Below are 12646 nucleotides of genomic sequence, written 5' to 3' on the forward strand. Positions count from 1 at the left end.
CTCCAGTCTCACCGATCGTGCGCCGGAAAACGCCCTCGATTGCGCCTCCGCCACAGTTCGATTGCGCGCCGCTACATCTATGGACTGCGCACAGCCCCACAGTCGGACCTGGAGGACACTCGGCCCCTGTTCGAGGCGCATCGCGCGGGCAACTCCCCAGACCCAGTGGACACGCAATGGGTCGACCTTGCCGCGCTCGGTGCGTCTGACACCCGCGCGCTCGACCTGCGGATGCTGGATCTGCTTTCCCGACTCGGCATGGATGAGGATCTCTACCGGTTCGGCCTGACCGCGACCTCGCGCTGCGAGGGTACGCCTTTGGGCGAGCGCATGATTGCGGCGCGCCGGCACCTGCACCGCCGGCTCGTCGCCACCGGCAAGACTGATCTCGTCCTGCCGTTCGACCTGGAGGAATACAACCAGCGCGCGACAGTTGCGGAGAACCTCCTGTTCGGCGTGCCTACAGATCCAGCCCTCGTTGGCCAACGCCTCGCGTCGGAGCCGCGCTTCCGCGCTGTGCTGGCGGAACATGGCCTGCTCAGAGACCTCGACCGTCTTGGCGTAGCGGTCGCTCGCACGCTCGTCGAGATCTCCCGGGGCCTTCCGCCGGGACATGCCCTGTTCCGTTGCCTCCCAGTGATCGACCAAGAGGCTCTACCCGAGATCGAGCGACGTCTCGCCGTTCTCGGAGATCGCGCGCTTCCCGATAGGCCCGGCGACGACGTCTTCCTCACCCTCGCACTGTCCTATATCGAGCCGTCCCACCGGCTCGGGCTGCTGGACAGACCGTTGTGCCGGCGGATCGTGGGTGCACGCGGACCGCTCCAGACGCGGCTGCATTCGGGAGGCAAGCCCGATATCGCGCCGTTCGATCCGGGCCGCATCAATATGCGCAGCTCGATGCTGGACAATCTCCTGTTCGGACGCATCGACACGACGCAGATGAACGCCGAAGTCGACATCCAAGAGCACGTCCGAGCCGCCGTGCGGCACTTCGGGCTTGAAGGCGACGTGCGGGTCCGCGGGCTCGACTACGGCGTCGGAAACCGTGGCCGGCTCCTCACGGTGCGGCAGCAAGCGTCGATCGAGCTTGCCCGTGCCGTCCTGCGCCAGCCAGATCTCCTCGTTCTGGACGGCACGCTGCGGCACCTTGAGGACTGTGCAGGCGTGATCGAGGCGCTCACGTCGGGCCCGCTCGCGCCTGAGAGTCTTCTGGTCGTGACGGACACAGCCGAGGAAGCGGCTCTATTGCCGGTCCAGGTCACGGTAGAACGATCCGGTGCTGTGCACATCGCGCAAGCATCCTCTCCTGTGGTACTGGCCTGACGCGTATGGCTGGAAGAGCAGGCCTTCGCGTCGCTTGGCGTGGCCAGGACAAGCAGGGTGGGCCATCGTGCGACGTCGTCGGCGATGACATCCGAACTGCCGAGGCGGAGGGATATTGCAGCCGCCGCTCCTTTGTCCAGACTTCGCCATCGGTACCAGCCCTATCGGTATCCAGCCGAAGAGCCGGCGAACCTTACAGATCAAAGGCCCGGTCACGTTTTGAAGTATCGACGGCTAGGCACGCACGAGCAGTTTTCGTAGCGTACGGGTGTCGATGCCCAGCACACGCGCTGTGGCGCAGATGTCATCGGCCATGACGCGCAAGATTTCCTGAGCGTGGCGTCGGGTGACAGCTTCCAGCGAGCTGTCCGGCGCACCGCTGAGCCTACATCCGTCCGGTAGTTTGCGCAGGATCGCATCGATCTCGGCGGTTGCCGCTGGCCGAGCCAGGAAATCGGTCGCGCCCATGCGTAAGGCGGTAACTGCACCTTGGAAGGTGGCATAGAACGATAGGACGACGATGCGGGCAGCGGGATCTGCTGTGACGAGCCTCGGGATCAGGCTGACTCCGCTGCCGTCCGACAGCTTGTAATCGATGATGGCGAAGTGTGGCTGTTCAGCCGCGATGATCGCGGATGCCTCACCGAGAGATGAGGCCACCCAGACGTGGTAGTCCAGTTCGGCCAACTCCCGCCCTCGTTGCTCTCGGCTGACCGGATCCGCGTCAGCGAGCAGGAGGCATCCAGGCCGCTCATGCGCCGCCATCGGGCATCGAGATGTTCGTCCCACCCAATCCACCAAACCTTTATCCCGACGCACCCAGTTCAATCCTCCAGCTTGAGCCCCGCCAGCGGCTACGTCTTGCAAGCGACATTGCCCGTTCAGAAGGTGATGGATTGAAGGCAGATTGACCTAAGTATTTGTCGTTCCGGGCCGTGAGTGCGCGCGTCAGATGCAACTATAAATCGAACTTACTATTATCTATCTAAGAACATTTTGGCGACATCTTAAAATATCCGGAGTTGACCTGAACAGCGACCACCCGGTGACAGGTTAGGCTTTGCCGCGCTTCCCAATCCTCGATCGTCAGATTGAGTGAATCCGGCCAGCTTTCCGCGGGTACATCCAGCACCAGAAGACGGTCCGTGACCGTGTAGAGGTCATGACGCAACTCCTCCAGTTGCGCATATGTCGGCTTGGGTATCGCCGAGATCGCGCAGCCCTTCGTCAATCGTGCCGTCCATTCGGCAGCTTGATCGTTCGCCTGGATCCTAGTCATGATCAGGGCCTGTCCTGTGTAGCTTCGCAATCATACCGCCCCGGAAGAAAAGCGGCATGCTGCGGGCGCCCCGAGCGCAATGCCAGGAAAGAAGCGCCGGTCGCGGGCGTCCAGACGATGCGCACGTGGGTGTTGATCAGGTTGGTGCGAACCAGAGCTTCGAGTTAAGCCCGGTCGAACATCCGCTCTTCTACCCCCGGAACTAGGTCGCCGCGGCAGCAACCGCTACCCACAGCGTCAGTCCAGGCGGATAGCCGTTGACCTGAGCAATCAAACTGGGACTGCGGTTTGTCATAGGAGCCTCGTGGTTCGGACCAAGGATCTCACCCGGAAATGGTTCGATCCAACGCATTTTTACGCTGACTCTGATCTGAAAATTCGATTATCTCTAGGCCGCTCGGTTCAGCGATGTGGACCTTCGGTTCTGCTAAGCCGAACGTCTCAGTGCTCAAGTCGAGGACGCGAGCCAGGATCCCACCCGAGGTGGCTACATGACCCTCGACCAACTCCGGATTTTCGTGGCGGTCGCCGAACGCGAGCATGTCACGCGTGCCGCTGAAGCGCTCAATCTGGTTCAATCCGCCGTCAGCTCGGCTGTCAGCGCCATCGAGGGGCGGCACGCCGTCAAGCTCTTCCACCGGGTTGGGCGCGGCATCGAGCTCACCGAAGCAGGTCGCCTTTTCCTCGGGGAGGCGCGGGCCGTGCTCGCCCGCTCAGAGTGTGCCGAGCTGGTGCTGGCTGAACTCAGCGGACTTCGACGGGGCACGCTGAGCATCCAGGCCAGCCAGACGATCGCGAGTGACTGGCTGCCCCGCTACCTGGTCGCCTTTCGCCGTGCCTATCCGGAGATTACCCTCAATCTGACGGTCGGCAACACCACTCAGGCCGCGGCCGCTGTGCGCGAGGGTGGGGCCGAACTGGGCTTCGTCGAAGGCGCGCTCGACGATCCGGCGCTGACCAGCACGACGGTGGCCGAGGATCAGCTCATGCTCCTCGTCGCCCCTGACCACCCCTGGGCAAGGCGCAGTGAGCTGTCGCTGGACGAGCTTGCGGAGGGCAGCTGGGTGTTGCGCGAGCCGGGCTCTGGCACGCGCTCGGCCTTCGAGGAGACACTGGCCCAGCGCGGTTTCAACCCGACACGTCTGACGGTGATGCTTGAACTGCCCTCGAACGAGGCGGTGCGGTCCGCGGTCGAGGCGGGCGGTGGCGCGACCGTGCTCTCGGCCTGTGTGGCTGCGGCAAGCCTCAAGGCCGAGACGCTCTGTCATGTACCGTTCGACCTGCCGAAGCGGGCGTACCGGATGCTGCGTCACAAGGAGCGCTACCGCAGCCGGGCCGCCGACGCGCTCCTCGACCTGATCAAGGCCGCTCCTGCGAGAACGGCCTGACTGCTAAGGCTGTGGTTTCATGCTGGCGAGGTAATCGACGATAGCGGGCACGTCCGTATCGTCGATCGGTGCTTTGTAGGTGTGGATCATCTTGTTAACCGTCTCACTCCATTCAGTCCTGGAGCGCTTGGGTTGAGTCAGCACCATCGCGGCCGAGTGGCAGGCCAGACAGTTGTTGTTGATTGCCTCTGCCTCGTGGCCGCCCGGGAAGGTCCGGTCGCTCTGCGGCAGCTGGACCGAGACAGACTTGAACCGCATCGCCTCGCCAGCCAGGGCGGCTCCTCCGACGAGCGAGACGGCGAACAGCGCGGCGAGCGCGAGGCGGGGCAGGATCATCGGGGACATGCTCTGCTCCTCGCCTCAGGATGCCACGACGGGCGTGGTTTCGGCCACGCTGCGCATGAAGCCATTCGGATTCCAGGTCGGCTCCAGTGGCTGGGCCACGCCCTTCGTATTGGTGCAGCGGACCTTCAGTTCGTGCCGGCCAGCGATTAGGGCAGGAAGGCTCGCCTCGAAGCGACGGAAGCTGTAGCTGCCCTCGTCTTTGCCGAGAGCAGCGGCAAGCCAGCTCTGCCCGCCATCAGAGGAGACCTCGACGGTCCTCACCCCACAATCGCCCCCAAAAGCGATGCCCCGCAGATTGAGCGGAGCCTCGGCCTTCACCAAGGCGTCAGCCTTGACGTTGGTCAGCAGGGAACGCGGCACCATCCGGTTGATCGGCACGGTGGCGTAGCCGGTCTCTCCGGGCCGGACATTCGCGCCAGGAGTGGCGGGGATACGGTAGGCGGTCTTCGTCCAGAACTGCTCGTCAGCATGATCGAGCACCTCGATGTCGGACAGCATCTTGACCCAGTAGGTCGAGTACCAGCCTGGCACGACGAGCCGGAGCGGGAAGCCGTTGAGCAGTGGCAGCTGCTCGCCGTTCATCGCGTAGGCAATCATCACCTCGCCATCGCGGGCGTGATCGAGATCCAGAGACTTCTTAAAGTCGGGCGCGTCGGCGACCACAGGCTCGTCGAGGCCATTGAAACGCACCTGCACGGCGCCAGCCTTCACGCCGGCCCGGTCGAGCACGTCCTTGAGCCGCACGCCGGTCCAGAGCGCGTTACCCATGGCGCCGTTAGCCCATTGCGCGCCGGAGACACGCGGCTCGAACAGACCGCGCGAGTTGCCCGAGCATTGGTTGACCGCGGCGATCTCGAACTGCGGCAGGCGGGCGATCTCGTCGAGCGAGAGGGAGAGTTCCTTCTCGACATGGCCGTGGATCTTGAGGCGGAAGCTCGGGGCATCGACTTCGGTGGGGATCGAGGCCCAGTGCCAACGCACGTAGAAGCGGTCGTTGGGGGTGAATACACCCTGGTCGAACACCTCGAACGGCGTCTCCAACAAGGGTGGGCGGGTGCGCTGCAGGATCATCGACCCCTTACCGGGAAACCCCGTGGTGAGGTCGCGCGCGTCGGGGCCGCCGGGCAGCGGTAGCCTGACTGAGCCAGTGGCCCAGGCAGGCGCGGCGGCACCGAGGCTGCCGAAGCCGAGACCGGCGAGGACTACACGACGTGACAGGGCGTGGTGGTTCAAGGGTGTTCTCCGCCTTGCGGGCGCGGCGCACTGAGCACCCGCACCACGATGTGCAAGGGATATCTTCTCTACAGCGTGTCTTCCAATAGAATATTCTTATATTTTTAATCGATTTTATAGATCATTATTCTCGTCGATCGAGGAGCATCTACGGGCTGGTACTGGGCACAGTGTGCTTCCCTTCAACGCTCCGCTGGTCGCTACATGCCACGACGCAGCCAGTATCGGTAACCTCTTAAGAGGTGCTTTGGCACTCGCTGCCAACTCTGTAACTAGGATTGCCAGCATAGTTAATCTGCTATTATTCGCAGTTATGGCGAACATCTATCGATATCTGACTTAAAAATCCGCATCATATAAACGTAGAGTCAGTAAAAGCTAGGAGATCGGAAGTCTTACCTTCGAGATACCGGCCAGATCTTCGCGGAGGTCTATGGTTGAAACCACGGAGGCTGCGTGCCGCTCGGCACCGCGTTCGGGTGGGCGTCAGCTAGGCAAGGCAAAGCCGCTCATGCTTAGCTGGGCTAGAGTCCCCACGCGCTGGCGTTCCGGTAGAGCATGTACCCCGCTACCGCGAAGATGACCCCGGCAAAGATCCGATTCAGGAGCCTCTTTTGGTTGGCCAGCCGGCAGGCCAGCCGCATGCCGATGAAGCCTCCGATGAGGCCCCCCGCGATGAACTCCGCGGCCACGACCCAGTCCACCAGGCCCGACAGCGCGTAGGACGCCGCCGTGGCCAATCCGAAGGCCCCCACGGCGAGGAGCGACGAGCCGACCGCGTTGATCATCGGCATGCCGGTGGCGAACAGGAGCCCCGGCACGATCAGGAAGCCGCCGCCGATGCCGAAAAACCCCGACAGCATCCCGACGGCCAGGGCCGAGGCCACGACCTTCGGCACCGACACCGGCGCATGCTCGTCGGCAGGGCCACCGTCACTTGCCGGACGCAGCATCAGGCCGCCGACCACGACCATCAGCACGGCGAACAGGAACAGCAACCTCTCTCCGTCGAACGCCTTGCCAAGGGTCGATCCGACGAGGGCCCCGAGCACCCCGACAAGCGCAAAACCCGCCGCGCAGCCCCATCGGACGTTGCCGGCCTTGGCATGGCCACCGAGGGTCATGAAGGCGTTCGCCGACACCGCCAGCGCCCCGGTCCCGATGGCCAGGTGAGGTTGGGACATCCCGACGACGTAGAGCAGAAGGGGCGTCGCCAGGATCGACCCGCCGCCGCCGATCAGCCCGAGCGTAAAGCCGACGCCACCCCCAGACAGCAGGGCGGGAAGCGCGCTCACCGTCGGACCTCGCCGGTTCGTGGCGTCATGCCCGGCGTGAGACGAAACAGAACCATGCCCGCGAGCATCGCGACGACGAACACGCCGATCGAAGGCAGGCCGAGGGTAAGCGCCGCCAGTGCCGGACCGGGACACAGGCCCACTAGGCCCCATCCGATCCCGAACAGCGTTGCGCCGCCGACCAGCCGGGCGTCGACGGTGCGTGTCGTCGGGATGTCGAACCGCGGGGCCGTCGCCGGTTTCCCCATCCAGGCCGCCATCACGTAGCCGAGGGCGGAGACGCCGACCGCACCGCCGAGGACGAAGGCGAGGCTCGGGTCCCATGGCCCCGCCACGTCGAGGAACCCGAGAACCTTGGCCGGGTCCATCATGCCTGAGATGGCGAGACCGAGGCCGAAGAGGAGGCCGGCTAAGAGGGCGACCGCCAGACGAAGGGCGCCGGTCATGTGCCGATCCCATGACGGACAATGAACACCGTCACTGCGGCCACGACCATGAAGACGGCCACCGCCGTAATCGAGCGCGGCGATAGCCGGGCTATTCCGCACACCCCGTGCCCGCTTGTGCAGCCCGACCCGAGGCGGGTGCCGTAGCCGACGAGGAGGCCGGCCGCGATCAACATCGGCCAGGACGCCTCCATCCGGACTTCGGGCCAATGCCCGGCCTGCATCCGATAAAGGATCGGGCCGAGAAGCAGGCCGACGAGGAAGGCACCGCGCCAAAGGGTGTCGCGTCTGGATGGTCCAAGCAGACCGCCAGCGATGCCGCTGATGCCTGCGATCCTCCCATTGCCCAGGAGCAGGACGACGGCGGACGCGCCGATGAGGAGGCCACCCACGAGCGGCGACAGGAAGGCGCTCACGCCCGACTTCCGACCAGCCCGAACATCGCGGCCTGCTGAGGGCGGGGGCGTCCGGCAGGTGCCGCCCGCATCGCGGGCAGGCTGTCCGGCGCGGCCGAGTAGATCCGGCGAAGCTCGTTCAGCACCGCCACGACCCTCGGTTCCGTGACGCGATAGAAGACGGACTTGTGCTCCCGCCTGGTCGAGACGAACCCGGCCTCTCGGAACTCGCCGAGTTGTTGCGACAGGGTCGGCTGCCGAATGCCGAGTTCGCGCTCGATGTCGGTGACCGAGCGTTCGCCCTCCAGCAGGAGGAAGGCGATGCGCAGCCGGTTGGGGTTCGCCAGGACCTTGAGCGCGTCGCCGATCCGAAGCGTGAGCTCCTCCGTCAAGGGGCGGTCCTCCCGAAGGCGTCGAGGGGGATCTTGAGGTAGCGCTTGCCGTTCGCCTCCGGCTCGGGGAGCCGACCGCCGCGAATGTTCACCTGCAGGGCGTGCAGGATCAGCTTCGGCATCGGGAGGGTCGCGTCGCGGGCCTTCCGGACGGCCACGAACTCGTCCTCCGTGCCCGCGGCGACCATGTGCGTGTTGGTCGCCCGCTGCTCCGCGACCGTACTCTCCCAACGTGGCTCCCGGCCACCTTGGCCGTAGTCGTGGCCGGTGAAGACACGGGTCCCGTCCGGAAGCGCGAGGATGCGTTGGATCGAGCGCCAGAGCCTCGCGGCGTCGCCGCCGGGGAAGTCGCAGCGCGCCGTCCCGGAGTCCGGCATGAACAGCGTGTCGTGGACGAAGGCGGCGTCTCCGACCACGACCGTGATGGAGGCGAGCGTATGTCCCGGCGAATGCATCACGCGGGCGTCGAGTTCGCCGATCTGGAAGGTCTCTCCGTCGGCGAAAATCCTGTCCCACTGCGAGCCGTCCGTGGGGAAATCGGCGGGCAGATTGTAGATGCCCTTCCACAGCGCCTGGACGTCGACGACGTGCTCGCCCGTCGCCGTCGGGGCGTCGGTGGCCTCCTTCAGGTACCGTGCCGCCGAGAGGTGGTCGGCATGGGGGTGGGTGTCGACGATCCACTCGACCCGCAATCCCTCGCCATGGACATAGGCGAGGATCGCATCGGCCGATCGCGTCGAGGTGGTCCCCGCCTTCTCGTCGAAGTCCAGCACAGGATCGATGATGGCGCAGCGGCGCGTCACCGGGCACGACACGACGTACTGGACGCTGCCGCTGGTGGCCTCGTGGAAGCCCTGCACGACGGGTCTGGGATCGGGGCCGGCCATGGTCATGCGCTCCCCAGTCGGTAGTACCAGTCCGACGCCCCGGTCTCGGGCTGGGCCGTGATCTCGTCGAAGGTGAGGGGCGGTGCGACGATGACGGGGTCGCCCGGCATCCAGCCCTCGGGGGTCGAGACGTCGGCCGCGTCGGTCGCCTGGAGGGCCGCCACCAGGCGCAGGACCTCGTCGACGCTGCGGCCCACGGTCATCGGGTAGGACACCGTCGCCCGGACGACGCCCTGCGTATCGATCACGAAGGTCGTCCGCACCGTGGCGCTCGACGTCGCGTTCGCCGGGAGCATGCCGTAGGCCCTGGCGATGCCCATCGCCGGGTCCTCCACGATGGGGAACGGCACGCGCACGCCGAAGCGATGCTCGATGCTGTGCTTCCAAGCGAGGTGGGAGGACAGGCTGTCGACCGACAGGGCGAGCAGGTCGCACCCGAGCTCCCGGAAGCGGTCCGATGCCTTCGCGAAGGCCACGAACTCGCTGGTGCAGACCGGCGTGAAGTCGGCCGGATGCGAAAAGAACACCAGCCAGCGCCCTCGGTACATGTCGAGCGAGCGCTCGCCCATCGTCGTCCTCGCGCGGAAGGGAGGCGCCACGTCACACAGGACGGGCGGGCCCGCGGCATTGACCACGTCAGGTCGGACGATGTCGCTTTCTAAATTCATGAAATGACGTATCCACGGCACAGATCCATCGATGACATGACAGTGCAGGCCCTTGCGCGCCCTGTCAATATATGTTCGTCTTGTGACTTAGAAGTCGATATATATTAATATATATTGATCGGATCGATCACTGCCCGCCCGGAGGTATCCATGGACGCGAAACGGATCACGCAGGACCTCTCCGTCTCGGGGCAGCTTGCGCCGAGCGAGGTCGGTGCCATCGTCGAGGCCGGCTTCCGCTCGATCATCTGCAACCGTCCTGACGGCGAGGCCGCCGACCAGCCGGCCTATGAGGAGGTCGCCACTCAGGCTCGCAAGGCTGGGCTGGAAATGACCTACCTGCCTGCCGTGTCAGGCGGCATCACCGAGAACGATGTCGCCGCCTTCACCGAGGCGATGCGCACCTCGCCGAAGCCCGTGTTGGCCTACTGCCGGACCGGCACCCGTTCGGCGACGTTGTGGTCGCTCGCCGAAGGCCGGCGTGGTCGTCCGCTTCCGGACATCCTCGCGGCGACGAAGGCCGCTGGGTATGACATGGCCGGCTCCGCCCGGCGCATCGCGGCCGGGAGGCGCTCGCCGAGCGACGATGGCGGGACGAGCTATACCGTGGTCATCGTAGGGGCCGGGGCGGCCGGCATCGCTGTCGCCGCGAGCCTGAAGGTGCGCAAGCCCGACCTCACGGTCGCGATCATCGACCCGGCGGACGTGCACTACTACCAGCCTGGTTGGACCCTGGTCGGATGCGGCGTGTTCACGGCCGACGAGACCGCCCGCACGATGGGGTCGCTGATTCCCGAGGGAGTGCATTGGATCAAGGCCGGCGTGGCGGCCTTCGAGCCTGACCGTAAGGCGGTCGTCCTGGAGGACGGCCGCGTCGTCCGCTACGACCGGCTCGTCGCGGCCCCGGGCCTGAAGTTGAATTGGGATGGGATCAACGGGCTCGCGGGTACGCTTGGGCGGAATGGCGTCACGTCGAACTACCGCTACGACCTCGCGCCCTACACTTGGGAACTCGTGCAGGGCCTGCGGAAGGGGCGTGCCGTGTTCACGCAGCCGCCGATGCCGATCAAGTGCGCCGGTGCCCCCCAGAAGGCGATGTACCTCTCGGCCGACCATTGGCAGCGGGCCAGCCTGCTGGGCGACGTAACGATCGATTTCTTCACAGCCACGCCCACTCTGTTCGGGGTCAAGGAGTACGTGCCGCCCCTGATGGAATACATCGAACGCTACCGGGCCGGCCTGCACCTGAGGCACAACCTCACGCGAATTGATGGGCCCGGCCGTCGGGCCTGGTTCACCCGGACCGGCGTGGACGGCGCGACCTCCGAGGTCGAGACGGACTTCGATATGCTGCATGTCGTGCCGCCGCAGCAGGCCCCGGACTTCGTGCGGGCTTCGCCCTTGGCCGACGCCGCCGGGTGGATCGAGGTCGATCACGCCACCCTCCGTCACGCGCGCTTCCCTGATGTCTACGCCCTGGGGGACGCTTGCAGCGCCCCCAACGCCAAGACCGCCGCGGCCGCGCGCAAGCAGGCACCCATCGTGGCGCACAACCTCCTGCATGAGATGGGCTTCGTGAAGGAGCCCGAGGCCGTCTATGACGGCTACGGCTCATGTCCGTTGACGGTCGAGCGGGGCAAGATCCTGCTCGCCGAGTTCGGCTACGGCGGCAAGCTCCTCCCAAGCTTTCCGTCTTGGTTCATCGACGGCACGAAACCGAGTGCTATGGCTTGGTTCCTCAAGGAACGCATGCTTCCGCCCATCTACTGGAGCGGGATGCTCAAGGGCCGGGAATGGATGGCCAAGCCGAAAGCCGCCGCCTGATCCGCCACCGCACCACGAACATCGGAAGGAAGATGCCCATGAGACACCGGACGTTCACCGTGGCCCTGTCGCTGTTCGCCATGATGGCAGCTCCCACCCTGGCAGCTGGTGAGGTACCAGACGGCGACCCCTGCGAGGTGCTCGTGGCCAATACGCGCGCCATCGTGCCGGGCGCAGTGCTGCGCGCGCGGCCGGTCGGCGTCCTGCTGATGCAGGACGAGCACGGGACGGACGAGAAGATCGTCGCCGTGCCGGCCGCGCGCCTGACCCGCCGCTACGATGCCGTGCGCGACCACACCGACCTGCCGGAGATCACGCGCCAGCAGATCCAGCACTTCTTCGAGCACTACAAGGACCTGGAGCCCGGCAAGTGGGCGCGGATCCTGGGCTGGGACGGCCCGGCGGCCGCCCGCCGGATGATCCGCGAGGCGATCGAGAGCGCCAGTAATCCCGCTTCGGCGGGATCGGCCTGACGAAGCAGGATCGGTCAGGGCCGCGTCGCCATCCCTGCGCGGCCGGACCGCGCGAGGGCGACAGCAGCGAGGCCGAGAAGGGCCGCAGAGGCGAAGAGGCTGTACAAGCCGACCCAGACGTATCCGCCTCCGCCCAACGCCCCGCCGCCCGCGAAGGCGCAGAACAGCAGGCCCTTGCGCACCGCCACGTCCGTGAGCGCCGCGCGCCGCCCGAGGCCGCGCCGTGCCAAGGCGCCGAGCGCGTCGCCGAGGTCGGTCAGCGTCCCGGTGACGTGGGTGGTGCGGATCGTCGGTCCGAGCAGGCGTGAGCTCGTCGCGTTCTGGAGGCCCATCGCGAAGGCCATCGGCGCCAGAGCGAGGATCGGTTCCGGTGCGGCGGTCAGCAGCGTCGCGGCCAGGGCGAGCAGCAGCCCTTCGACCGCGAGCAGGCCCGCCAGAGTCCGCCGGGCCGCCCGCGCGGCGAACGCCTCGGCCACGAAGCCGCACAGCGCGGCGCCGGCGACGAAGCACAGGATCGCGAGGATGCCGAGTGCCACCGGGCCCATGTTCGAGAGGGCGTGCGCGACGGTCTGCGAGGTCGTGCCCGACATGTGCGCCGTGTAGCGGCCGAAGGCGAGGATGCCGGTGGCATCCGTCGCGCCGGCGATGCCGGCCAGCAGGGCGGCGAGCCAGTCGATGCCACGCAAGGTGGGGAG

Annotated in this window: 14 protein-coding genes and 1 pseudogene; 4 read left to right on the forward strand and 11 right to left on the reverse strand. The window is 66.0% G+C overall.

Features of this window, described 5'->3' with window-relative positions; translation table 11 throughout:
• Positions 1-1326: pseudogene (locus LGR69_RS29960) on the forward strand (ABC transporter ATP-binding protein); the annotation flags it as partial.
• Between the two features lie 234 nt (positions 1327-1560).
• Here LGR69_RS29960 and LGR69_RS29965 read toward each other — a convergent pair.
• Together LGR69_RS29965 and LGR69_RS29970 are read right to left on the reverse strand one after the other, a co-directional pair.
• The gene (locus tag LGR69_RS29965) at positions 1561-2091 is read right to left on the reverse strand and encodes a response regulator transcription factor (protein ID WP_039904502.1); all 531 of its coding nucleotides are present in this window, start codon (positions 2089-2091) and stop codon (positions 1561-1563) included.
• 220 nt (positions 2092-2311) lie between these two features.
• Positions 2312-2605, reverse strand: coding sequence for a hypothetical protein (locus tag LGR69_RS29970; RefSeq protein WP_128755109.1), 294 nt, complete (start codon positions 2603-2605; stop codon positions 2312-2314).
• A gap of 491 nt (positions 2606-3096) precedes the next feature.
• On the opposite strand from LGR69_RS29970, the gene LGR69_RS29975 reads away from it, so the two are divergent.
• Entirely contained in the window at positions 3097-3993 is an 897-nt protein-coding gene (locus tag LGR69_RS29975; RefSeq protein ID WP_007568968.1) for a LysR family transcriptional regulator, read from the forward strand.
• A 3-nt stretch (positions 3994-3996) separates the two neighbouring features.
• On the opposite strand, the gene LGR69_RS29980 is transcribed toward LGR69_RS29975, so the two are convergent.
• From LGR69_RS29980 to LGR69_RS30015, 8 genes are all read right to left on the reverse strand, one after another.
• Positions 3997-4338: a hypothetical protein gene (locus tag LGR69_RS29980; RefSeq protein WP_007568969.1), complete on the reverse strand. Its 342-nt coding sequence runs from the start codon at positions 4336-4338 to the stop codon at positions 3997-3999.
• Positions 4339-4353: 15 nt separating this feature from the next.
• Positions 4354-5571 (reverse strand): molybdopterin-dependent oxidoreductase, encoded by a 1218-nt coding sequence (locus tag LGR69_RS29985; RefSeq protein WP_007568971.1) that lies wholly within the window; start codon positions 5569-5571, stop codon positions 4354-4356.
• A 524-nt stretch (positions 5572-6095) separates the two neighbouring features.
• Positions 6096-6866 carry a sulfite exporter TauE/SafE family protein gene (locus LGR69_RS29990; protein ID WP_007568973.1) on the reverse strand — a complete coding sequence of 257 codons (771 nt, stop codon included), beginning with the start codon at positions 6864-6866 and terminating at the stop codon, positions 6096-6098.
• Positions 6863-7312 (reverse strand): YeeE/YedE family protein, encoded by a 450-nt coding sequence (locus tag LGR69_RS29995; RefSeq protein WP_007568975.1) that lies wholly within the window; start codon positions 7310-7312, stop codon positions 6863-6865. Before LGR69_RS29995 ends, LGR69_RS29990 begins: the two co-directional genes overlap by 4 nt.
• Positions 7309-7728, reverse strand: a complete 420-nt coding sequence (locus tag LGR69_RS30000) for a YeeE/YedE family protein (RefSeq protein WP_007568976.1) — start codon at positions 7726-7728, stop codon at positions 7309-7311. Before LGR69_RS30000 ends, LGR69_RS29995 begins: the two co-directional genes overlap by 4 nt.
• Entirely contained in the window at positions 7725-8099 is a 375-nt protein-coding gene (locus LGR69_RS30005) for an ArsR/SmtB family transcription factor (RefSeq protein ID WP_007568978.1), read from the reverse strand. The genes LGR69_RS30000 and LGR69_RS30005 overlap by 4 nt, the downstream gene beginning before the upstream one ends.
• Positions 8096-8992: an MBL fold metallo-hydrolase gene (locus LGR69_RS30010; protein ID WP_085985826.1), complete on the reverse strand. Its 897-nt coding sequence runs from the start codon at positions 8990-8992 to the stop codon at positions 8096-8098. The genes LGR69_RS30005 and LGR69_RS30010 overlap by 4 nt, the downstream gene beginning before the upstream one ends.
• Positions 8989-9654 carry a peroxiredoxin gene (locus LGR69_RS30015; RefSeq protein ID WP_043075144.1) on the reverse strand — a complete coding sequence of 222 codons (666 nt, stop codon included), beginning with the start codon at positions 9652-9654 and terminating at the stop codon, positions 8989-8991. The genes LGR69_RS30010 and LGR69_RS30015 overlap by 4 nt, the downstream gene beginning before the upstream one ends.
• A 150-nt stretch (positions 9655-9804) precedes the next feature.
• Here LGR69_RS30015 and LGR69_RS30020 point away from each other — a divergent pair, with 150 nt between their 5' ends.
• Both LGR69_RS30020 and LGR69_RS30025 read left to right on the forward strand, forming a co-directional pair.
• Complete coding sequence (locus tag LGR69_RS30020) at positions 9805-11478, forward strand: bifunctional protein tyrosine phosphatase family protein/NAD(P)/FAD-dependent oxidoreductase (protein WP_007568984.1); 1674 nt, start codon at positions 9805-9807, stop codon at positions 11476-11478.
• Positions 11385-11951, forward strand: coding sequence for an inorganic diphosphatase (locus LGR69_RS30025; RefSeq protein ID WP_370881423.1), 567 nt, complete (start codon positions 11385-11387; stop codon positions 11949-11951). Before LGR69_RS30020 ends, LGR69_RS30025 begins: the two co-directional genes overlap by 94 nt.
• Before the next feature lie 14 nt (positions 11952-11965).
• Here LGR69_RS30025 and LGR69_RS30030 read toward each other — a convergent pair whose 3' ends face one another.
• Entirely contained in the window at positions 11966-12637 is a 672-nt protein-coding gene (locus LGR69_RS30030; RefSeq protein WP_052311458.1) for a YoaK family protein, read from the reverse strand.
• Positions 12638-12646: the final 9 nt, after the last annotated feature.

This window comes from Methylobacterium brachiatum, assembly GCF_020523825.1.
Taxonomy (GTDB): domain Bacteria; phylum Pseudomonadota; class Alphaproteobacteria; order Rhizobiales; family Beijerinckiaceae; genus Methylobacterium; species Methylobacterium brachiatum.